At 71.8% G+C, this 21,850-nt stretch carries 8 protein-coding genes; 3 read left to right on the top strand and 5 right to left on the bottom strand.

Translation table 11 applies throughout. The features are described from left to right. Positions 1-26: 26 nt before the first annotated feature. From BBK14_RS12405 to BBK14_RS12415, 3 genes are all read left to right on the top strand, one after another. The gene (locus BBK14_RS12405; protein WP_420849148.1) at positions 27-707 is read left to right on the top strand and encodes a peptidoglycan-binding domain-containing protein; all 681 of its coding nucleotides are present in this window, start codon (positions 27-29) and stop codon (positions 705-707) included. Positions 708-911: 204 nt separating this feature from the next. Further along, entirely contained in the window at positions 912-2,045 is a 1,134-nt protein-coding gene (locus tag BBK14_RS12410) for an RNA-guided endonuclease InsQ/TnpB family protein (RefSeq protein ID WP_071062186.1), read from the top strand. Positions 2,046-2,061: 16 nt separating this feature from the next. Further along, positions 2,062-3,114: an arsenic resistance protein gene (locus tag BBK14_RS12415; RefSeq protein WP_241831427.1), complete on the top strand. Its 1,053-nt coding sequence runs from the start codon at positions 2,062-2,064 to the stop codon at positions 3,112-3,114. 43 nt (positions 3,115-3,157) lie between these two features. Here BBK14_RS12415 and BBK14_RS12420 read toward each other — a convergent pair whose 3' ends face one another. From BBK14_RS12420 to BBK14_RS12440, 5 genes are read right to left on the bottom strand one after another with little or no spacing between them, the layout of a single operon-like run. After that, entirely contained in the window at positions 3,158-4,714 is a 1,557-nt protein-coding gene (locus tag BBK14_RS12420) for a serine/threonine-protein kinase (protein WP_071062122.1), read from the bottom strand. A gap of 2 nt (positions 4,715-4,716) precedes the next feature. Next, complete coding sequence (locus BBK14_RS12425) at positions 4,717-7,128, bottom strand: 3'-5' exonuclease (protein WP_071062124.1); 2,412 nt, start codon at positions 7,126-7,128, stop codon at positions 4,717-4,719. Then, entirely contained in the window at positions 7,125-13,775 is a 6,651-nt protein-coding gene (locus tag BBK14_RS12430; protein ID WP_071062126.1) for a DEAD/DEAH box helicase, read from the bottom strand. The genes BBK14_RS12425 and BBK14_RS12430 overlap by 4 nt, the downstream gene beginning before the upstream one ends. Beyond that, entirely contained in the window at positions 13,772-18,499 is a 4,728-nt protein-coding gene (locus tag BBK14_RS12435; RefSeq protein WP_071062128.1) for an Eco57I restriction-modification methylase domain-containing protein, read from the bottom strand. Before BBK14_RS12435 ends, BBK14_RS12430 begins: the two co-directional genes overlap by 4 nt. Next, entirely contained in the window at positions 18,499-21,564 is a 3,066-nt protein-coding gene (locus tag BBK14_RS12440) for a helicase-related protein (protein WP_241831428.1), read from the bottom strand. Before BBK14_RS12440 ends, BBK14_RS12435 begins: the two co-directional genes overlap by 1 nt. Between the last annotated feature and the right edge of the window lie 286 nt (positions 21,565-21,850).

Genomic DNA, 21,850 nt, shown 5'->3' on the forward strand with positions numbered 1-21,850 from the left:
CACCGCGGCGGGGCCGGCGGCGTGCGATGACCTGCGCGTCGAGTGCTTCCGTGGGCTGCGTGTGGCTCGCGGATCAGATCGGCGATCGCCGCTTCCGTGCTGCTGGAACCGGTTTCGGCCCCTACTACGGGATCGGTGCCGGCGAGCGAGCTCCCGAGGGCAGCAGCCAGGACGACATCGCGGCCGTGCGGGCCGCGGTGAAAGCGATCCAGCGGGCGCTGAACTGGCACAACGGCCCGGGCACGCCGATCCCGACTGACGGCCGGTTCACCGAGCGGACGAGGGCCGCGGTGATCGCCTTCCAGCAACACCGACAGCCGGTCATCAACCGGGACATGTACCTCGCCGCCACCGAGCGGAACCCGCCGGGCCTGGTCCACAAGGAGACCTCGTACGCGCTGTTCATGCCGATCGCCGACCGGTACGCAACCAGGTACACCGTTCCGCGGGGACTGCTGCCGGACGTGACGAAGGACCGGGCGCTCGATCCGTACTGGGCCCTCGATTCGACCGCCAAGGCGATGCGTGAGCGGTACGACTCCGACCGGTGGGGCCACAACTGGACGTATGTGATCGTCGCCCACAACGTTCCCACCTGGGCTGCCGAGTGGGCGCAGGGCAAGCTCACGGCGACGAACCCCGACGACAAGCCGAAGCTCGACCGCATGACCGGCTACCTGACCAACGTGCTCGCCCGGACCTGGTGACGGCACCGCCCAGGTGACGACCCGCGCGACCTGTCAGTCCAGGTTCGACTTTCGGTCAGCTGAACCGCACGACCCCGAGGGGAGACGGCGGGGCGCCGGTGACCGAGATGTGTAGCGCGCAGGCTCTGTCCTTCAGGTCGGGGTTAGTGCGTCGACGACAGTGTGACGGGCGTGCCCGCTACGCTGGCATCTGTGGGGTCGAAGGTGGTGAAGCGGGCGTACCGTTACCGTTTCGACCCGACCCCCGATCAGGCCGCCCAGCTCGCGCGAACCTTCGGCTGTGTCCGCTACGTGTACAACCGGGCGCTCGCCGAACGGCACCGGGCCTGGTTCCAGGAGCAGCGGCGGGTCACTCACGCCGAGACCGACAGGATGCTCACGGGGTGGAAGCGCGACCCGGAGACGGCGTGGCTCGCCGAGCCGTCGAAAGGCCMACTTCAGGCCACGCTGCGGAATCTCCAGACCGCGTATGTGAACTTCTGGCAGAAACGCGCCGGCTACCCGACGTTCAAGAAGAAGGGCAGGGCTCTCGACTCGGCGACCTACTTCCGGAACTGTTTCAGTTTTCGGGACGGTCGGATCACGCTGGCGAAGCAGGACGCGCCGCTGGCGATCGTCTGGTCGCGTCCGCTGCCCGACGGGGCGGAGCCCTCGCGGGTCACGGTGTCGCGGAACGCCCGCGGCCAGTATCACGTCTCGATCCTGGTCGAAGAGACGATCACCGCTCTTCCCGTGTCGCCTGGGCGGGTGGGGATCGACGCGGGGGTCACCTCGCTGGTCACCCTGTCGGCTGGGGAGAAGGTGGCCAACCCGAAGCACGAGCGTCGGGATCGGGCCCGGCTGGCCCGTGCGCAGCGGGACCTGTCCCGGAAGGTGCGGGGGTCGGCGAACCGGGCGAAGGCCCGAGCGAGGGCCGCCCGGGTGCACGGTCGGATCGCCGACCGGCGTCGGGATCATCTCCACCAGCTGTCCACGAGGATCATCCGCGAGAACCAGACGGTGGTCATCGAGGATCTGTCCGTCCGCAACATGGTCAGGAATCATTCGCTTGCGCGGGCGATATCCGACGCTTCGTGGTCGGAGCTGCGGCGGATGTTGGAGTACAAGGCCGGCTGGTACGGTCGCACCGTCGTTGCGATCGATCGGTTCTATCCGTCGTCCAAAACCTGTTCGGTGTGTGGGTCGATCGTGAAGGAACTGCCGCTCAACGTCCGGGAGTGGGCCTGTCGTGGCTGCGGCACGGTCCACGACCGGGACGTGAACGCGGCGGTCAACATTCTGGCCGCGGGGCTCGCGGTGGCTGCCTGTGGAGATGGAGTGAGACCGCCTCGCTCCTGAAGCGAGGAGGCATCCGTTGACGAAGCAGGAACCCGCACCGCGAGGTGTGGGAATCCCCGGTCTTCAGGCCGGGGAGGAGGTCAAGCTGACGCAGAAACCGGTCGGCCTGGTCGCCCGGATGGAACACCATCAGGTCGCGGTCTATCTCACTGCCATGACCGCCGGTGCCGTGCTCGGCCTTACGGCACCCGGCCTCGGCCCGGGTCTGGAACACGCGATCAACCCGCTGCTCGGGGCGCTTCTCTACGTGACGTTCCTCCAGGTCCCCGTCGCCGAACTGGTCCGCTCCCTGCGCGACGGCCGGTTCCTCGCCGCCGCGCTGGTCGTGAACTTCGCAGTCGTGCCGCTTGTGGTCGCCGCGATGTTTCCGTTCCTGCCGGACGATYAGGCCGTCCGCCTCGGGGTGCTGCTGGTTCTGCTCTGCCCCTGCATCGACTGGGTCATCGTGTTCACCGGCCTTGCCGGAGGCAGCAGCCGGCGTCTGCTCGCCGCGACCCCGCTGCTCCTGCTCGCGCAGATGCTGGTCCTCCCCGTCCTGCTGTTCGCCTTCCTCGGCTCGGACCTGGCCGACATCGTCGACGCCGGACCCTTCCTCCGGGCGTTCCTCATCCTGATCGTCGTCCCGCTGGCCCTGGCCTGGGTCACCCAGGGCTGGGCAGCCCGCAGACCAGCCGGGCAGCACGTGTCGGAGACGGCCAGCGCGGCGATGGTCCCGCTGATGGCCGCCGTGCTCATCGCCGTCGTCGCCTCCCAGATCCCGAAACTCGACGGCAGGCTCGGCGACGTCGCCGCCGTCGTCCCGTTCTACCTGGCGTTCCTCTCCGTCATGGCGTTCACCGGGAAGGCACTGGCCCGTCTGTTCCGCCTCGACGTCCCCTCGGGACGGGCGGTGCTGTTCACCGGTGCCACCCGTAACTCCCTCGTCGTCCTCCCGCTCGCCCTCGCCCTGCCCGACGAGTTCGCCGTCGTACCGGTCGTCGTGGTCACCCAGACCCTCGTCGAAGTCCTCGGCATGGTCGCCTACGTCCGCCTCGTGCCACGACTACTCCCCGCACCCCACCCCACCTGATCTGAGGTGGGAGACTTCCTGCGCCACTCCAGGAGTCCGATGATCAGATGTCGGGCTGCGGGCGGAGGCGGGCGAGCAGGCCGGCGGCCTGCTGGGTGACGGGGTGTTGGCGACCGAGGAGGCGACCGGCGTCCGCGTGGAGGCCGCGCAGGGTCACCTGGGCGTCGGTGGCGTGACCGGCTGCCGCCTGGAACCGGGCGATCTCCAGGCGCACTGCCAACGCGGGCTCGGAGTCGGGCCCGTACCTGCCGACGATCGGTTCGGTGAGCCGCAGGACGTCGCGCAGGGCGTGGTCGAAGTCGCCGAGCTCGGCATGGCAGAAGGCGGCCTGTCGACGGCAGTTGATCGCCTCCTCGTCCTGCGGGCCCCGCACGTCTGCGAGGATTTCCGCGAGATGGTCCAGCTCGGGGAGGGCCTGGCGGAAGTCGCCGCCGTAGAACCGGGCGGCGGCGAGGGTGAGGCGCAGGTCCAGCAGCCGCGGGTCCGTCGGCGGGCGGCTGCCGGCGGCCGCGGTGAGGACGCCGGCGAGAAGATCGGCGGCCTGCGAGAACCGTTCCTCTTCGAGTAGCTCCACGGCCTGGCTGTGGGCGGCGTCCAGCTCCTCGTCGCGGAGGATCGTGGTGGAAGCGTCGGCGACACCGGAACCGGCGGGAGGCCGTGGCCGGGGGAGCGGTGCTCCCGGATGGCGGTATGGGCGCGTCGGGTCGGGCAGCGCGGCCGGCGCTCTGGAGTAGTCAGGTGCGCCCGGTGCGGCGGCGGGCAGGAACGGCACGAGCCGGTCATGCACTTCCCAGGCGTTCGCCGGCCGGTCGACGGCCTCCTTCTCCAGCAGATCGAGGATGAGCGCCTCCAGGCTGGCCGGCACGTCCGGGCGCAGCTCGCGCACGGGCGTCGGCGAGGTGTGGAGGTGCTGGTAGATCAGGGACAGCTCGTCTGTCGCGCGGAACACCCGCTGCCCGGCCAGCAGCTCGTGCAGCACGCAGCCCAGCGAGTAGAGGTCGCTGCGGGGGCTGACCGGCGTGCTCTTGATCTGTTCGGGGGACATGTACGGCTTGGTGCCGAGTACCTGCCCGGTGGTGGTGAGCTGGGCGACGTCGGTACCGAGCACGGCGGCGATGCCGAAGTCGAGCACCTTGACGGTTCCCGCGCGGTCGACCATCACGTTCTGCGGTTTGAGATCGCGGTGGATGACCGGGATGGCGTGCGCGTGCKACAACACGGCGCAGATCTGCGCGGCGATGCACACGATCCAGTCGAGGGGGAGCGGTCCGTCATGCTCGTGCCGGAGGTCGGAGAGGGACACTCCGTGCACGAGCTGCATCGCGATGTAGAGCATGTCGGACGTCTCGTCGAACGCCGCGTCATAGACGGTGGGCACGCCGGGGTGTTCGATCTTCGCGGTGACCCGCGCCTCCCGGCGGAACCGGCTGATGAACCCGGCGCGGTCCGCGGACTCGACGATTTCCGGTCTGATCAGCTTGACCGCGATGTCGCGGTCGAGAACGGTGTCGTATCCGTGCCAGACCTGCCCCATCCCACCTCGGCTGATGGGCGCGGTCAGCTCGTACCGCCCCGCGATGACCGTCCGCTGTCCTGGCACGCTCAGACCCCTGCCGGTGGGACGGGGAGGAACGGCGAGGCGTCACCGGCCCAGACGACGACGAGCGCGTCGCGGGCACGGGACGCGGCGACGTAGAGCAGGAAGCGTTCGCGGGCGAGGGTGTCGTCCCGTTCGTCGTCGGGTTCGGTCGCGAGTACCCGTTCGGACGGGACGCTCTTGCGGTCGATGCCGAACAGCACCACCCGGCTGAACTCGAGTCCCTTGGCGCGGTGCATGGTCATGAGCCGGGGCGCATCCGACCTGTGGGTGTCCCGGCCGCCCGCATGGCCGGGCAGGGCGTGGCCGGCGATCACCTGGGCCGAGATCCCGCGGTCGCGCAGCCCCTGCGCCACGATGTCGCGTTCCCGGGCGCTGCGGGTGAGGATGCCGACGCTGCCGGCCTCCACCCTGCCCTGCGCGTCGTCCGACCCAGTCCCAGTCCCAGCCCCAGTGCCAACCGCCGAGCTCGATCCGTTGCCGTTCGGGCCGGACGGTGGGCCGAACCAGCCGCGCAGCGTTTCGGCGGTGACGTCGAGTTCCTCGGTGAGTCCGGAGCAGGCGCGCAGCACGGGAGCCGGCCCGCTCATCGCGGACCGGTAGCCGCTGGTGGCCTCGGCGTCGCCCTCCAGATCGGTGACGTCCGTGTCGCCGGCCAGAATGCCGACCGCGAACCGCAGGTTCTGCGCCGTGGTCCGGTAGTTGAGGGTCAGCCGCCGGCTGCGACCCCGCACCTGGATGCCATAGCGGGAGAGGACGACCTTCTCCCCGTAGATGCGCTGGTGGGAGTCCTCGGCGAGGAACAGGTCGTCGGGGCCTTCGGCGACGAGGGCGCGCAGCAGCCGCCAGTGGCCGGGGTGCAGGTCCTGCGCCTCGTCGACGACGACGTGGTCGGCGGGCCGTGGGCCGCCCGCGGCGGCGAAGGCGTCGGCGCAGCGGGCGGCGAGAACGGCGATCTCGGCATAGCTTGCGGTCTGGCCCAGCGAGAGCTGGCGGCGGTACGCCTCCACCGCGTCCCAGATCGCCATCCGCTGCGCGCGGGAGAGGCGGGTGCCGCGCCCGGGCCGGGGCACCCGCAGGTACTGCGCGCGGGTGGTCAGGTCGTTCGCGAGGACGACCATGCGGTACTCGCCGCGCAGGAACGCGGGCCGGGCGAGATCACCGGTGAGTCCGGCGGCGCGGGCCGCGTCCGTCCACATGGTGCGCTCGTCGGTGTCGGACAGCGGCCGCGGGACGGCGCCGGCGGAGAGCAGATCACCCCCGGAGGCGGCCCGGATGTCGGCGGGCACGATACCGAGGACGTCCAGGGCGAGCTGGTCGATCCCGCGGACGGTCACCCCGGCCTGGCCGAGGCGGCCCTGCCACACCGAGGCGTCCAGGGTCCGTAGGTCCTGGGCGAGGTTGTCGGCCAGGTTCCGGGTGAACGTGGTGAGCACGACCCGCGGCGCGGCCGGCGCGGTCGCGAGGCGGCGCGCCCGGTGCAGCGCGACGACGGTCTTGCCGGTGCCGGCCCCGCCGGAGAGCCGGTACGCGCCGCTGGTCCGCACGTAGGCGTACCGGCGCTGCTCGGGATGCAGGAAGACGCGCCACTCGGCGAAGCTGCCGTCGAGGACCCGCCGCAGTTCGCTGTCGGTCTCGATGCGCACGAAGTCCATCAGTGTGCTGGGCCGCCGCAGCGCCGCGGCGACGTCGGCGTCGCTGGCCGGCCGGGTGGGGACGCCGGCGCCGATGCCGATGCCGACGCCGACGCCGATCCTCGTCTGGTCGGCCTGGTCGGGGCGCGCGGGGGCCTGTTCGGTCTCCGGGTCCGACAGGCCGAGCTGTTCGTGGATCTCGTGGATCGGCGTGCCGGTGGCGAGGGCGAGCAGCGCGTCGGCCTGCCACGGCGGTACCCGTTCGTCGCCGGCGGCGGCCACGAGCGCGTCCTCGTCCGGGCAGGTAACGGCCCGCCGGGCGAGCGTGGCGGACAGGCCGAGGTCCTCGAGCTCACGCGGGGTGAACCCGGCCAGCGGGCCCTGCGGGACCCACCCGGCCGTGCCGTTCCCGTGCACCGGCCGCGGGCCGGGGAGGACCACCGGTTCCGCGTTCTCGATCACCTCGAGGACGCCGCTGACCGGGTTCGTGGTCAGGACGAGGCGTTGCGCCAGCGCGTTCGCCTCGTCGTGCTTGGCGACGGCCGCGAGCACGAAATGCGGCTCCGGTGTCTCGGCGACCAGGAACATGACGGCGCGGAAGTTGTCGTTGACCCGCCCCGTGCGCACCCGCGGGTCGGCCGAGTTCCTGATCGGCTCGATGTGCAGGCCGGGGCTGGCCGGATCGGCCATCAGCTTGGTCAGGAAGTCCCAGGCCCGCTGCTTGAGCGAGCCGTCGATGTCCAGCCGCCTGCGGAACTGCCGCGACATGGTGATGTTGCTCATCGGGTTCCCTCCACGGGGACGTCCGTGCCGCCGCCGTCTGTGTCGCCCCCGCCGGCCGTGGCCAGCAGGCCGGCGATCCGCGCCGGGTCGGGGTCGGCGATCCGCCATCCGCCGCCGGTGAGTTCGGCCCGCAGCGCCGCGTCGACGTCCTCGGGATGAACGAGGACGGCGACGCGCGCGTCCGGCCAGGCGAGGTCGAGCGGGAAGCCGCCGGCCGTCTCGTGGCCCTGCTCGGGCAGCGGCACGCCGGCCCGTGCCAGCCCGCGCAGCAGTGCCTTCTCCGCGTCGTCGAGCGCGTTGAGGACGAGGTCCGCCCACGGCGGTGCGAGCGCGTCCTCCCGCGACGTCACCGCAGTGGTCTCCCCGTCCGCCCCGGCCCCGGCCCGAGACCCAGCCGCAGCCCCGGCAGCTTCGGTGTCCGACCGGGCGACACCCGCCGACCGGTCTTCCGTGCACTGCGACAGGGCGATCGGAAGGGCGGTGCGGGTCGCGTGGCCGAGGATGTTCGACAGCGCCAGCCAGCTGCGCCACGCCCGCACGCCGGCCTCGGTGGCCAGGCCGTCGTCGCGGTCGTCGAGGACGAGGACGCAGCCGAGGTCGTGCGGCGGCCGTGGCCAGCCGGCCGAGGCCGCCGCCAGCCCGTCGCGCCGCCAGACCCAGCCCTGCAGGTCACCGGCCGCGCCCCGGCCCGCGCCGGCCTCCGGAACCCCGTGCGGGTCCAGCGCCGCCGCGGCGAGCCCGGCGAGAGCCGACCGGCTCGCCACCGGCGCCGGCCGGGCGTCGAACAGCGCGAACGGCAGCCCGTCCGCCAGCGCCCGCCACGCATCCCGCCGCGGCTCCATCACCCAGTCGAGCAGCTGGGTGACCGCGTCGGCGGTGGCCAGCCCGTCCGACACCGAACCGGCGGGGATCCGCCCGGCACGATGCTGGACGAGCCTGCGCCGGACGGCGTCGTCGTACCAGGCGGCGCCGGCGGCGGTCACCTGCTCACCGCGGGCGAGCGCCTCGAAGACCGCCACGTCGTCGTCGGTGACCGCCCACACCACGTGCCCCGCCTCGCGCAGCGCGGCGCGTTTCGCCGCGTCGTCCGCGATCCGGTTGTGGGCGGGGGTGGCGTGCCAGGTCCGGCCGTCGGTGAAGACGTAGACGCGGGGCACCGTCGGGTCCTCGCAGAGCAGCTCGAAGTCGGGCCGGCAGCCGCCGGCGCGGACCTGCGGCCGCAGTGTCCAGCGCCGGTGGACGGTGCCCGGCACCCCGAACCGCAGCTCCGTCCCGGTGAGCTGCGGGATCTCCCGCACGCTCGCCCCGCGGGCGCGCAGCGCGTCGGTGAACGTCCGCCGGAACCGCAGTTCCAGCGCGCTGTCGAGGGACGGCAGCGGGATGTCGGCGACCGACCGCAGCCCGACCGGCTTCCATCCGTCGCCGAGCACCTCGGTGAGCATCTGCTCGGCCCGTGCCCGCGACGTCCGCTCGACCAGCGCCGGCGGACTGAACGGCAGCAGGCACCGGGAGCAGGCCAGCAGCCCGTCCTCGGCGCACCCGCACCCGGCGACCACGCCCAGGGCGGCGGTGAGCAGCTCCCGGACCCGGCTCGGCCGGGCCAGGTCGGCGAGGTAGCCCGTCCCGCCGGGGACACGGTCGTGCAGCAGCAGCGCCGTCCGCTCGCTGCCGCCGACCGGCATCCGCACCTCCAGGACGTCGAGGTGATCCGGCGCGCCGCCGAGCAGCTCGCGCAGGCCGAGCAGCAGCGCCGCCCGGAACGACGGCCCGGCGAACTGGTCCAGGGTGAACTGCGGCGGCAGCAGGATCCGCACCCCCTGGGTGCGCAGCGACCGCCCGAGCGCCAGCTCCGTCCACGGGACGTCGATGCGGGTGCGGTGCGGGCACCAGGCCCGGTGCCGCGCCTGCTGCGGGTCGCGCACCCCGAACTGCGCCGCCGGCACGATCCCGCAGCCGGGGCAGAGCAGGAACAGCGGCGCCCGCACCGCGGTGCCGGCCAGCATCCGTTCCGGCGCCTGCTCGACGGCGCGCCCCACGTTGACCCAGCGCACCTCCAGCTGGCGGACGTACTCGGCGCCGAACGGGTAGCCGTCGAGGTGCCAGGCGTCGCTGATCTGCTCCGGGTCGACATCCGCGGCGGCGACGACGGTGAACGGCAGCCGCTCGCGGTCGTCGTGCGAATCGGAGATGGTCGCCGAATCCCGGGACACCTGCGCGGAGACCTTCTCCAGCGGCAGCACCGGCAGCGCCTGCCCGGTGTCGGTGATCCCGGCGTCCCCGCAGCGCGGGCAGGTCGCCGGGACGGCCGGCTCGTCGCCCAGGGACCGCCGGTGCACCCGCGACCAGCCGCAGGACGGGCAGACCCGCCAGGTCTGGAGCAGCCCGTCGAGGTCGTTGCCGATGCCGACGGCGTCGATGCGCACGGCCGTCGCCTGGGCGTAGAAGGTGGCGCCCGGCGCCCACTCGGTGAGCGCGAGCGCGCTGCCCCGCCGGTAGGTGCGCGGCTCCTCGTGGTAGTCCTGCGTGTCCTGGTCCATCCACTGCAGGGCGACGTCGAGGGTGACGGTGTCGTCGAGCAGGGTGTAGTTCGGCAGCACGCCGCGTTCCTCCAGCGCGCTGACCCAGAACTGGGTGGCCAGCGCGCTGCGCCGGTCGCGCAGGAACCGCAGTTCGGCGCGGGCCAGCCGGTGGTCGGTGACATCCTCGGCGGTGGCGGTCGGGCGGTTCGCGGCGGCGGCCAGCTCGGGCAGTCTGTCCTGCAGGGCGTTGCGCCGGTGCCCCAGCTCGTCGGCCTCCCGCCGGTACTCGACGGCCGCCCGCCGCAACAGCCGCGCCAGCCCGGAGACCGCCTCCGGCTCCCCGCTCGCTTCCGGCGCCCCGCTCGCTTCCGGCGCCCCGCTCGCTTCCGGCGTCCCGCTCGTCTCCGGCGCCAGGCCCACGCCGGCCCAGGTGCGCAGGTGGTCGGCGGTGTCGGGGCGCACCGCGGCGCCGAACAGGGCCAGGAACTCCTCGGCGTAGGCCGCCGCGTTCGCCTGGGCGTCGGCGAGCAGGTCGCCCATCCAGGTACCCGGCGCCCAGCCGGCCTCGGGGAACATCACGGCGGCGGTCCCCGGGTCCGCCGCGCCGCCGCGGGAACGCCGGTCCACCAGCCAGGCCACGTACTGGCGTTCCAGGATCTCCACCGCGTCCAGGTAGGTCGCCGGCGGCCGGACGTCCCCGTCGATGAGCGCCAGCGGGTCGGCGAGGCGCTGCGTGTCGTGCCCCCGGCCCTTCACATAGGCCAGGACCAGCGCGTTCCCCGTCAGCCGCCCGGCCCGCCCGACCCGCTGCACATAGGAGGCGACCGTCCGCGGCAGCGACCCGAGCATCACCGTCGACAGGTCGCCGATGTCGATGCCCAGCTCCAGCGTCGGCGTCGCCGCCAGCACGTTCGGCACCGCCGGCCCGCCCCCCTCGCGGAACTGCCGCTCCACGTCGAGGCGGACATCGTCCGGCAGCAGCGAGGTGTGCTCGTGCGCCACCACCCGGCGCATGTCGACGCTGCGGTACAGGTGCCGGTAGTAGTCGTCGCCGCGCCGGGCCCGGCGCAGCCGCCCCGGGCACGCCTGGCGCAGGCAGGCGGCGTCCGCCAGGTCGTCGACGGTGCGCAGGGTGCCCGGGGTGAGCGTCTGGCACACGTCACAGCGCAGCGCGAGCGCCCCGGCCGCGAGCAGTTCGGGGTCGGCCGCGCTCACCACGACCTGCGCCGGGTCGAGCAGGAACACGGTCGCGTTCGTCTCGGTGCGCCGCCGCGACAGCCAGCCGGCGTCCGCCATCTCGTCGAGCAGCGCCCGGGTCACCAGCCCGCCGTCGCGCGCCGTGAGCCGCAACTGCCGCTGCGCCCACCGGGCGTACCAGGACGACGCCCCGGTGATGCTGTCGAACGTCGCCGCCGGTGTCGACGTCCGTCCCGTCGTCGGGAACGTCGGCGCGGGCCGGCCCGGCGGGAACGCCGGCAGCCCCTCCCCGCGCGCCGCCCGCCGGCCACCGGTGAGGAACCAGCGGTTGCCGTCATGCTCGACGAACGACTCCAGCCAGCGATGCCAGATCCCGCCCTGCACCCGGACCCGTTCGAGCACCCCGCGCGCCCACGCCGCCAGCCGGGCGTCGTCGAGCGCCGCGCCGAGCGCGTCGTCGTTCTCCGCCGACAGCGAATGCTGCTGGCGGGCCCGGCCCACCGCCCTGGCCGCCACCCGCGCCAGCGCGTCCGCCCCGCCGGTGTCGACCTCGGCGACGGCCGCGCCGGTCAGCTCCAGGGTGCGCCCGGTGCGGGCGTTGAGCCCGAACTCCAGCGCCGCGTCGAACGCCAGCCGCCGCTCGACGAGCCGCTGCGCCTGCGCCCGCTCATGCGCCCCGCCCGCCGGCTGCCAGTAACGCTGGAACCCCGCCCAGTGGGCGAGCGCCGGCGGCACCAGCCGGTACCGGCGCACCGGGTCGTCGCCGGCCCGGTCCATCGCCTCCCGGGCCAGGTCGGCGACGGCGAGCGGCCCGCGGCTGGAGATCGTGTCGAACAGCGCCGCCCGCAGGCTCAGCGCGTGCGACCGCGCCTGGACGAACCCGGCGGTGTGCGCCGCGTCCTGCACACTGTCGGTGAACAGCAGCGTCTTCTTCTCCGCGGTGTCCAGATACGCCGAGCCGAACAGCGCCGACAGCGACACCGACGTCAGCGTCGACACCCCGCTGCCGAGGAAGCGGATGCCGTCCGCCTGCCGGCACGACGGGCAGGTCTGCGCCCGCGCCGCGGTGTCGTCCTCCCAGGCCGTCAGCACCGGGATGTGGGCGCTCTCGTCCGGCTCGCCGTCGGTGGCCGGGTGCGCGGTGAGGATCAGCGTCGAGGTGTCCAGCCACAGCAGGCCCTCGACGGACGTCGTCTCGGTTGTCTCAGCAGTCTCAGCAGTCTCGGCGGCGTCGGCGATCACGGCGGCGGCCTCGCCCGGGGCGTGCAGCAGTGCACGGAAGCGCTGATCACCGGCGCGTGAGGCCCGCCGGACGGTCGTCTCCGAGGCGTCGATCGCCCGCCCCACCAGGGTGCGCAACGCCCCCCACCCGGCCCGGCCGCAGTGGCGGCAGTACAGCGCCGGCAGGTACAGGTCGAGATCGGCGTGCGCCCCGTCGTCCGACCAGCGGAACGCCGGGGTCGGCGACACCCGCCGGTCGATGCGGGTCACCTCCCGGACCCACAGCTGCGTGTCCACCCCCAGCAGCCGGCGTCCCGCCGCCGGTTCGGCGTTCGCCCGCGCCCGCGCCTGGGAGAGCAGACCGAGATAGGCCTCGACGACGGCCATCCCGTCCGCGCGCCCCGGGCTGGTGTCGTCGGGCAACATCTCCTTCGCGAGATTCCATACCGATTTCGGGCGCAGCGCCTCGGCGAGCAGGCCCTCGGTGAGCGGATGCGCCGCCAGGACGGCGGGAAGCCGGTCACCGCGGCGCAACCGGCGGATCTCGGCGGCGGAGAACTCCGACCCGTCGACGTCCCGGGCGACCAGCGCGCCGAGCAGCGAGTCGGCCACCTGCTCGGGACCCTCCGGGACGGCGTCACGGACGGTCTCGGCGAGCGACCGGGTGGCCGGCAGCCGCCGGATCACCACACCAGGTGTCGAATGGCTGTGCTCGCGGCGCCAGTCGTCCGGCGCGGTCCGCTGCTCGACGACCACCGCGTCAGCCTCGAACGGGCGCCCGAAGACGGTCTCGGCGAAGGTCCGCATCGCGGCGAACGGCTCGTTCTCGGGGTCTGCCTCGTTCTCGGCGGCTGCCTCGCTCCCGGCGCCGAGCGTCGCGGAGGTGGCGACCGGCACCACGTCACCCAGCGGAGCGCCGGGGCGGGCCACGCCCAGCATCGACCCGAGCCGGCGCAGCAGCATCGCCACATCGGTGCCCTGCGCGCCGTCGTAGGTGTGGAACTCGTCCAGGCACACGTAGGCGAGGGACGCCTGCGCGCCCTCCCACAGGCCGCGGTCATTGGCACGCAGCAACAGGTGGTCGAGCATCTTGTAGTTCGTCAACAGGATGTCCGGCGGATCGGAACGCATCACCTCCCGCGAGGTGATCAGGCCCGCCTGGCTGACCTGTGTGCGCTGGCCCTGCTGCTCACCGGTGTAGAGGCCGGCGGTCAGCCCGCCGAGGCGCGGGTCACCGGTCAGCATCTCGGCGAGCCGGCCCGCCTGGTCGTTCGCCAGCGCGTTCATCGGGTATAGGATCAGCGCTTTCATCCCACGCTGGCCCTGCCCGCGCATCCGCAGCGCATGATCGATGATCGGGACGAGGAACGCCTCGGTCTTCCCCGACCCGGTGCCCGTCGTGACGATCGTCGGCCGCGGCCGACCGTGCTTCGACGACAACCGCTCGAACGCCCGCGCCTGATGCACGTACGGGACGAAATCCTTCGGCCACCAGTCCAGCGGAACCGTCCACGTCCCGTCCGCCGGCCGGAACGGCAGCCGCAGCCGGGCGAAGGGGCCGCGGAAAATGCCCTCCTCGGGGTCACCGAGGAACGTCGTCAGCGCGGCCCGGACGTCGTCGTCGGTCAGCGCGAAGGTGGTCGCCAGATAGTCCGTCAGTGCACGGCGCAGGTCGGCCGCCTGCAACGACGGCAGCAGCGGGGCGGTCATCCGGGCAGCTGCTCCTGTGCCTGGCCCTGCTTCTTCTCCGCTTCCCGCTCGGCGGTCAGCCGGCTGAAGTGCTCGTGGGCGATGCGCAGGTCGGTCTCCCGATTCACCCCGCTGAACGGCCCGACGTAGGTGCGGTCGGGCCCGTTGAGCGTGTGGACCCGCTCCCCGGCCGCGGTCGCCTTGTCGAGCTGCTTCGCGAGGTCAGCGGGTAGTTGCCGCCCGAACGAGTCGTACCGCGCCTTGCGCTCGTAATCCTGCAGCACGGGGAACTGCGTCCGGTAGACGGTGACCAGCTCGTCAGCGGTAAGCCCCAGCATCACCGCCACGATCGCGTCGATCTCCACGAGCGCCTGCCGCCGATCCGCCGCCCGCCGCAACGGCGTCCCAAACTCCCACTCCGCCGCGACCTCCCCGATCTCCGCCCGATCCTGGTATGGCACCCCGACCCCACGCACCCACTGGGCCTCCCGCCACGCGGGCAACCAGAGCTCCTCCCACAGCGGCGCGTACGGCCGTATCAGGCAATTCAACCGCAACGTGCGCAACAGTAGATCGGCCTCCAGTACATGCTCACGCACGTGCGGCAGCCTTGTCATCGTCGAGAGTGGGATGTGGCTGGAGCTTCCATTTTTGATAAGGAAGTCGGCGACCAAAGAGGACGCTGTCCCGGTAGCGACAACAAGATTTGTCAGATCTGGAGTTGAGATGCTGTTCACGGCATGGACGTGCATTGGTCCCGGAGGTATGAGTGCTGGCTGGAGGGTGCGTACGGTAGCCGGGTCTGCCATCTCTCGCCAGGCAAGTCGGTAGTAGTCGCTACTTGGGTGACCTTTCCAATGTGGATAGGCGGCACAGTATTCGCTAAAGGGTTTTGCGCGCTGATAGGTCGTTCGTGGAATAAATGTCTCTTCTATTTTTTCCAGGTCAAGGGCTTGGTAGTCTTGCTGGTGTTTCGAGGTTTGATTTGGTTGCTGAAAAAGTGGTGTTCCAACTGTCAGGTGAGGTCCTTGAATAATTACATCATTCCAGGATGAGGGTACACCCGGCTGTCTTTCAAACCATCCGCGCCTGCGATCGGTCGTCTCATTCCAGCCTGGCGTAGACGAAAGACTTAGCCCGGCTATTCTCGGAGCGTTGGAGATCTTGGCAAACACTGCGGCGCTAGAGGTATTGACGGGGAACATGGTTCTTGCCTGATCGTGCGGAGTCCCTGGATCTTCCAGGAGTGCGGCCCACTCCTGGAGGGTCTTGCGATTCACATGAAGTATTCGACGAGCGTGGGGTCGAGTATCCCAATTGTGCGACTGGTCTTTAATTCCCGGTTCCGGGCCGGATCCGTCGTGCAGAAGCGACCTATCTATGGTTGACGGGTCATACAGCCAGGCGGCCTGATTGTAGGAGACTTCTGAACGATATGGGCCGTAAACGTGGACGCCAAAAGATCGAGTATCATTGATCTCAGAGAAAAGCTTGTGTTCATTTCTATAGTGCCAGTGACGGCGCAGGCGATGGTAAGTTTCGCGTCGAAAATTTGCTGCCCGAAGTTCGGTGAGATGAGATTCCGGGTGGATCAGTGAAACGATGCCATTCGGACTTGCGGAACGCCACGTGCGTTCCATAAAGCATCGATAGAGATCGGTCCGCAGGCCGGTAAGAATTGATCTATCGGTAGGGCTGCTTAGGTGAGACGAAAGGCCCGCCTGATCGGTTCGCTGATCGAAATACCATGTCTCGGCATCGGGAAGATGAGACGTATGCTTGCGTCGCTCTTTCTTCTCGCGCTCGGGAGCACTCGGGGTAAGCGCCCACCAGGGATCGTACTCGGCGAGAATTTCGGCCTCGTCCCAGTCGGGGCGGACCCAGGGGGGGTTTCCTACCTGGAGGTCGAAGCCGCCGCGGGTGAAGACCTGGGGGAAGTCGAGTTCCCAGTGGAAGAAGCCTTGGCGGTCGGAGATCTCCGCCGCGACCTGAAGCCAGGGGATGTCGCCGAGTGCCTCGTTGACGGGCGTTGCGGCGGCGAAGGTGAGGTCGAGTTCTTCGGCGTCGTCGAGGCCGGCCCAGGAGAGGTCGTCAGCGAAGGAGGACTGGCCGTTCTTCTCCTGCCGTCCCGGCTTTGTGGCCTTGCCGAGCAGAGCCTCCAGACCGGTGAGCCAGGCGTCCATATCCGGGGGAGGGACCTCGGTGGTCAGCGGCCAGGACCAGAGGGCGCACCAGGCGTCCATCGCGCGGCGCAGCCGGCGGTAGGCGCTGTTTGGGTCATTAAGGACGGCTTCGACCTGCTCGCGGGTCACCGGTTCGCCGGGCGGTTCCGCGGAACCGTCCATGCCCCACACCTGGGTGGCGCGGCGGATGCCGGCCTCGGCGATTTCCAGGCGGCGGCGGGACAGTTCCCAGAGGACCTCGACCCGCTGGGCCAGACGCGCCAGCCGGTTCTGCTGCTCCTTGCCGGGGGTGCGCAGGACGCCGGCCCGCCAGGCCCGGAGCCGTTCCCGCGCCTCAGGTGCGTACGCCTTCGCCTCGGCGGTGTCGACGACGGCGCCCCAGCCCGCCGCCGGCAGCAGGAAGTGGTGGATGCCGGTGCCGACCGGCGGCACCGCGCCGGCCGGTAGCGCAGGATCGTGCAGGCCGACGTCCGTCGGAACGGTCGTCAGCCATTCCTTCTTCTTCAGCAGTGCCGGTGCGTAGACGGCGCGGCGGGCGCCGATGAGGCTGTTGCCGCGGCGCAGGTGCAGGCCGAACCAGGGGGCGGCGAGGCCGGCCTGCATCGTGTCGAGCCACAGGGAGACCTCGGCGAGTTCGACGGCGGTGGCGTTCAGGTCCACCCCGTACACCTGGTGCAGCGCCAGGTACGCCTTCACCCGCTGGAGTTCGGCGGGGTACTGCTCGGCCGGAATGCGTTCGCCGCGCTCGTCCTGCGCGCGGCTCAGGTAGGCGGCGGCGAGCTGACGGACGGCCTCGATCGCGAACGCGCCCGAACCGAGCGCCGGCTCGCAGATGGTCATCGCCAGGATGTCCGCGGCCCGGGTCCTCGTCCCGTCCTGGTCGAGCAGTTCCTCGATGGCGTGGTGCACGACGGAGCGGGTGAGGACCTCCGGCGTGTAGTAGGACGCCGACTGCTGCCGTTCCCGCCCGGCGAGCCGGTACACGAACGACCCGCGCGGGTGCAGCCTCGGCTTCGGTTCGCCGGTGTTCTCGTCGCGGTCGAGGACGAACGAGTCGGCGGGCACCTCGTTGACGCGCTCGGCGGGCAGCAGCCAGGTTCCGCCGGACGGGTCGCTGCCCTTCGCGACCTCGTACAGGTCGGTGTCGGCGATGATCCCCGACCAGGACATCAGCCCTTCGTAGACGGCGCCGAGCTGGTTGATGCCGAGTTCGCCGTAGGAGATGAACCCGCGGTCGCTGCCCTTCTTCACCTTCGTCAGCAGCAGGTGGCGCAGCACCCGCTGCAACGCCTCGTTGCCGAGGCCGACCTCGTCGATGAGCGCCGTGGCGTCCGCCGCGAACAGGTCGGAGCGCAGCGGCTGGAACACCAGCCCGTCGCCGGCCGGCACCGCCGGTCCGGCATCCGAATCCGCACCCGTGCCGGTTTCGGTGCCCGAGGTGTGGCCCTTGTCGACGAGGACGAACAGCCGGTGCAGCGACTCGTACAGGTGCCGGCCGCGCCGCGCCCGGTCCGACGACAGGTCGGTGAGGATCAGGTCGCGCAGCCGGTCCAGCCCGTAGCCGGCCTGGTACTCCGGCGCCTGGACGGGCAGCACCTCCAGTTGCGGCGACGCCTCCGCATACAGCAGGAACAGGATCCGGTACAGGAACCGCAGCGACTGCCGGGTCAGGTCCCGGCCGAGGTTCGCGACGTCGAGGACGTCCAGCCCCGCCGCCCGCCGTCGCGCCACCACCTCGTTGGCGATGATCTCCACCGACAGTCGGACGCCCTCGCGCAGGTCCGCGGAGACACCGACGGTGTGCTGCACCGACTTCTCCAGCAGGCCGAGCCACGGCGCCACGCCGTCCTCGCCGGGCAGCAGCAGGTCCGGCCCGACCATGGCCGCGACGTGCTCCAGCTCGCCGGCCGCCCGGACGTCCCGCCGGTCGACGACGACACCCAGGTCGACGGCGAGCCAGCGCCCCTCCGGCCACCGGCTGCGCTCGGCCAGCAGCACCCACCTGCCGGCTTGGACCAGCACGAACGGCGGGGCGTCGTCGGTCAGGAACACACTGGAGACGACCTTGGCGACGGCCGCCTGCGGCTTGCCGTCGACGACCGCCGGGTCGAGGAGCTGCCCGACCCGCGGTCCGGCCGCGTCCGGCGTGGTCAGGATGTCCTCGACCGCCCCGGCGGGGGTGGCCTCCAGGATGAGCAGCGCCGTCCCGGTGGGGGAGGGGTGCACAATCGCGGCGGGCAGCCGCACCTCGTCCCCGGAGCGGTCCGACACCCAGGACGTCGGCTCCCGGTCGAGCCGCAGTGCCCGGCGAATCGCCCGGTGCACCTCGCGGACGTCCTCGTCGGCGGGCTGTTCGCCCAGCCCGCCGAACAGCCGTGCCAGCGGGGTGGCCGCGTCCCGCAGCGCCGAGCGCGCGGTCGGATGGCCGTCGTCCTCGTCGGCCTTCCACCGAACGCGCAGCGCCAGCACCTCGGCGAGGAAACTGCCGGTGCGGGCCTCCGAGGTCAGGTAGTGCTCGGAGATCCACGACTCGCCGTTGACCACCGCGTCGAAGCTGGGCATCAGACGTTCCCCCCGTCGGTGGTGGCAGCCGGGATCACCACGGCGAGCGGGCGCAGCAGCCGCTGGCTGGCGCGCAGCGAGCGCGCGATCTCCTCCTCAAGGCTGACCTGCTTCGACAGCCGGCGGACCTTCGCCAGCCCCGGCCCCGTCATCTCGTCTTCGAGCCGTCTCGCCTGCTCCCGCCAGCGGGTCCGCCGGTTCGACCAGTCCGCCAGCCGCCGCTCCAGGTCCGAGTGCTGGATGTCCTCGGCCAGGTCGAGGTCGCGGGCCGCCGCGTCGATCGCGGCCGGCACCAGGGCGCGCAGCTCGTCGGTGGCCACGGCCGCGCCCGGGTTCACCGCCGGCTCCCGCTCGCCGGGCCCGGGGATCAGCCCCGTGCCCGCGAACAGCTCCAGACCCTCGACGACCTGCGCGATCGGCAGGTCGGCCCGTCCGGTGGGGAACTCGACGACGACCATCTGGCGGGTCACGACCTGGCCGCGCCCGTTCATCAGCGTCGCGATCACCAGCACCCGCGGGACGTCCACCGGCCCGCGCACCAGCGGCACCTCGTTGCGGCCGCCGGCCGCGAGCACCTTGTCCGCCGCCCAGTCGAGCACCGGGTGCAGCGGGGAGAGGAAATGCGCCTCCGGCCACGTGGACGCGGTGGGCGCGGTGACCTCGCGGGCCTTCGTCGGACGTCCCCTGCGGGCCGCCGGCGCGACGCCCCCCGGCCCGCCCGCGGCCCTCCCGGCAGCGGCCGTTCCAGTAGCGGTCGTCGCAGCCGCGGTCGTCGCCGCGGGCACCAGTGCCGGCCGTCCCGGGCCGCCGGCGGTCTGCCCCTCGCGTGCCGCGCGCAGCCCGTCCAAGGCGACCGACGGCGTCACGGCGAGCAGCAGCTGCTCGCGGATCCCGCGTTCGGCGACATAGGACGCCGGCAGCGCGTCGAGGCGCACCCGCAGGTCACGCGGCGGTCGCAGCGCGATCAGATTCTTGTCCCGGAAGACCTTCCAGCCGACGCCGCCCCGGGCGGGATCGGTGTCGTCCGGCGCGCGGGCGGGATCGTCGTAGACCTCGGCGACCGCGTCGGCGAGGAAATCGGCGTCGGTGGGGTACAGCGACTCGCGCGGCCGGTCCGGGGGAGCCGGCGGCAGGTCGTCGCCGGCGGCGGCGAACTCCTCGTCGAAGAACCCGAAGAACTCCTCGGAGCCCTGCGCCGAACCAGGGTCGGGGACGACCTCGTCCAGGTTCTGGCCGCGCGCGAGCGCGTCGCGGATCGCGTCCTCCTCGCCGCTCGCCGAATGCAGGTGCATCAGCGTCGCCGCGTCACCCAGTGTCGTGTGGGCGAGATGCTCCTTGGCCAGCAGACGCTGCAGCACCCGCACGTCGCCGCTGAACCGGTCGTCGGACGGCACCAGCGCCAGCGCCGCGATCCGCGGCGGATGCTTCTGCCCGTACCGGTCGATGCGCCCGTTGCGCTGCTCGATCCTGATCAGCGACCACGGGATGTCGACATGGACGAGGTGGTGGCACTGCGCGTGCAGGTTGACGCCCTCACTGGCGACATCCCCGGTGATCAGCAGCCGGACCGGGCTCGCCGTGGTCTTGAAGTCGTCGACGATCCGCTCCTGCTCGACGTCCGGCAGGCCGCCGTGCATGACGGCGATCTGGTCCTTCGCGAGGCCCAGGCGCTCGGGGAGCTCGTGGGCGAGCCAGCGCAGGGTGGCGACCCGCTCGGCGAACAGCACCGCGCGGGTCGTCGAGCGGGCGCCGACGCCGACGGTGCGCAGATACTCGGCGAGCGCGGTGAGCTTGGCGCTCTCCCCGGCCAGGGCCAGCTCGGTGAGGTCACGCAGGCGCTCGAGGGCCCGCCGCTCCAGCTCGTGATCGCCGCCGCCGTCCCTCTCCTCCCCTGCCCCGCCGCCGTTTCGGGACACGAGCCGCTTGAGGCGGGCCTCGGTCGTCTCCAGCAGCGCGGCCGGGGAGGAGAGGGACGCCTTCGCCAGCGTCCAGGGGAACAGCGCCGACCCGCGGCCCGCGACGGGGGACGGGCCCTGCGGGTACAGCCAGGTCCGGGAGATCTCCGTGGCGATCGCGTCCTCCGCCGGCGACGCGGCCACCGGGATCACCACGGGCTCGGGGCGCAGCGCCCAGTCGGCGCCGACCTCCGCGGCGACCTCGGGGGAGTGGCGGTGCCGGCGGATGAACAGCCGCTCCACGTCCGCGACGTCGTACTCGCCGTCCGGGCCGACCGCCGTCGGGTCGAGCAGCCGCAGGAGTTCCGCGAACGACTCCTTCTTCCCGTTGTGCGGTGTCGCCGAGGCCAGGACCAGCGCCTCCGTGTTCGGTGCGAGAACCCGCGCGAGTTCGTTGTTCAGCGTGCCGGTGTTCGTCAGGTTGTGCGATTCGTCGATGACGACGACATCCCAGCGGTGCCGCTCCAGAAAGGACCGGTAGCGCGGCGACTTCAACGTGTCGATCGAGACGATGATGCGGCGGTAGAACGTGAACGGATTCCTGCTCGCCGGCAGGTTCTGTCGCACCCGCTGCAGACCGTCACTGTCGAGCCGGACGAGCGGCAGTCCGAACCGGCACCACAGTTCGTGCTGCATCTGTTCGAGAACGTGCCGCGGGGTCACCACCAGCACCCGGTCGGCCCGCCCGCGCCGGGTCAGCTCGGCGAGCAGCATCCCGATCTCCAGGGTCTTGCCGAGGCCGACGGCATCCGCGATGAGGACACGGGGCCGCAGGTTCGTCGGGGACAGCGCGTGCGCGACCGCCCGCCGCTGGTAGTCGAGGTGCGTCGCCAGCATCCCGTCGGAGACGGTCAGCGAGGTCTCGCCGGCCGGCATCGGCGTCCTGCGCAGGGTCGCCTCCAGCCACAGCCGGGTGCGCCGGTGCCGCGGGGAGCCGTCCGGGAGCAGCTCCGCCTCGCGGGGGTCCAGCAGCTCGATGTGGTCGAGCCCGCTGAAGAAGGTCGCCGTGGTCTCCCGCACGAGCTCACCGAGGCCGACCACGTCCAACCGCCAGCCATCCGCGCCCTGCTCGGCCCCCGTGACCAGCCATTCCTCGTCCCGGACCACCACGATMGAACCCGGCGCGAACGTAGTCACGTAACCCCCGCCCCCCTGAGCCCTCATGCGCGGGTGGCATAAGGCACGAGAATTTACCCTATAGAGCCATCAATGCCAGCAGCCCGGGGACGCTCGTGGTGCACGGAAAGTAGTCGTGTGGCCGGTAATGGTTGCGGATTGTCACGTCGGCCGGCTGCGGAATGACCCAGGCCGGCCCGAGGGGGCATGCGGCGGGACTATGCGGGGATTGGCGCCCATACGGCCGATGTGTCGGGCGCGCTACGAGACCGGTGCATAC

The sequence above is a fragment of the Parafrankia soli genome, assembly GCF_001854695.1.
In the GTDB taxonomy this organism is placed as follows: Bacteria; Actinomycetota; Actinomycetes; order Frankiales; family Frankiaceae; genus Parafrankia; species Parafrankia soli.